This window comes from Paramagnetospirillum caucaseum, assembly GCF_000342045.1.
Lineage (GTDB): Bacteria > Pseudomonadota > Alphaproteobacteria > Rhodospirillales > Magnetospirillaceae > Phaeospirillum > Phaeospirillum caucaseum.
Genome location: NZ_AONQ01000165.1, coordinates 1 through 1,517 on the forward strand (window position 1 = coordinate 1; position 1,517 = coordinate 1,517).

General features: G+C 63.8%; 1 protein-coding gene. It reads right to left on the bottom strand.

What is annotated here, in order from left to right:
* Positions 1 to 20: 20 nt before the first annotated feature.
* Positions 21 to 1,265, bottom strand: coding sequence for an ISL3 family transposase (locus tag H261_RS22810; protein ID WP_008622697.1), 1,245 nt, complete (start codon positions 1,263 to 1,265; stop codon positions 21 to 23).
* Between the last annotated feature and the right edge of the window lie 252 nt (positions 1,266 to 1,517).

The window sequence follows — 1,517 nt, forward strand, 5'->3', positions numbered from 1 at the left end:
TTTTTTGGTTCTTCGACGCCTCAAATGGATTTGAAGAGATCCCCGAGTGGGGCGGCGATCAGATAGATCATGGTTGCGAAGGTTGTGGTATTGCGGTAGCCTCTGGCGCGAGCGCGTGCCGCCTGGAAGAGGCCGTTGAAGCCCTCCAGTCGGGCGTTGCTGTGAGTTGATGTCCAGCGTTCGAGGATGCGCTGGCGATGGTGCTCAACGGTTCCCAACGCCTTGCGGACGGGATCGAGGATGGTGTTGTCGCCGATCACCTCGCGCGCATGGCGCAGAAAGTTGGTGATCCGCCAGCGGGCGGCCTGGACGGTGTCGGCCTTGCGCACCCAGCGGAGTTTCTCCTTGAGCCGCCATGCGATGGCGGTCAACAGGTCGGAGGCTTCCAGTTCGGCCAGAGCCTCTGCCTGTGCCTCGGTCATCTTGCCGTCGGCCTTCTTCAGGATGGCCCAGCGCAGCGCCTTGGGCAGCTTGTTGTTCCTGGCTTCGGCGCGGCGGACCTCGTCGAGGGCCTTGGTGAACAACTGGACCACATGGAACCAGTCCACGGTGACGGCGGCGTTGGGGAAGGTTTCCCCGATGGCGGCGATGAAGGCGGGGCTCATGTCGCAGACCACCTCGACGACGCGGCCCGGCTGGCCACCATGGTCCATCATGAACGCCTTGAACCGGGTGACGGTATCCTTGCCCCGGCCGGGGGTGACGAAGACCACCGGCTTGTCCTTGCGGTCGAGATCGATGAACACGGTGACATAGGTATGGCCGCGCTTGGCGGCGGTTTCATCAAGGCCGACGGCGGCGAGCTTGGACAGGTCGAGGCGCTCCACCGCCTTGCGGACATAATGATGGACGATCCGCCATAGACGGTTGTCGGTGACCTCGATGATGCGAGCCGCCGCCAGCACCGGCATCTCGCGGACCAGAACCAGCGCCACCTGCTCGAACAGCAGAGTGAACTGACTGCCTTCTCTCGCCCACGGTACGCCGATCCGAAGCACGCCATGCTCCGGACAGTCGGTGCGCGGAACCTTGGCAGTGATGTGGCAATGGTGCTGGAAGAAGTTGAGGTGCCGCCAGGTGAACTCCGCGAAGTCGTGCGCCTTGCAGGCTCTGCCACACTGCGGACAGGCAAACATGGTGCCGCGATCGACCGCGACCTCCAGGTGCAGCACGTGCGGCTGAACCGTCGTGTCCAGTCGCTGCTCGACCAGTTTCCACGGCGGGGAAACGCCCAGTCCCAAGGCCATGATCGTATTGGCGTCCACGTCGATATCCTCTCCTCCCAGACCGCCGCAGAGTGCCATCGTACTCGCGCCGGTCAAGGACGCGTCCCGCGCCGCTGACGCGGTGGCCTGCGGCCATCCCTGACCACCGCTCCGCTCGATGGCCTGCCAGAGGGCAGGTCGGGACGAGGGGATGGTCAGCGGATCAATCGAACAAGGGGATATTCAGCTACAGGTAGGCAGGGCGATCACGCCGGAACTGGCGCAATTCCACTTCCAACGTCGAAGAGGCAG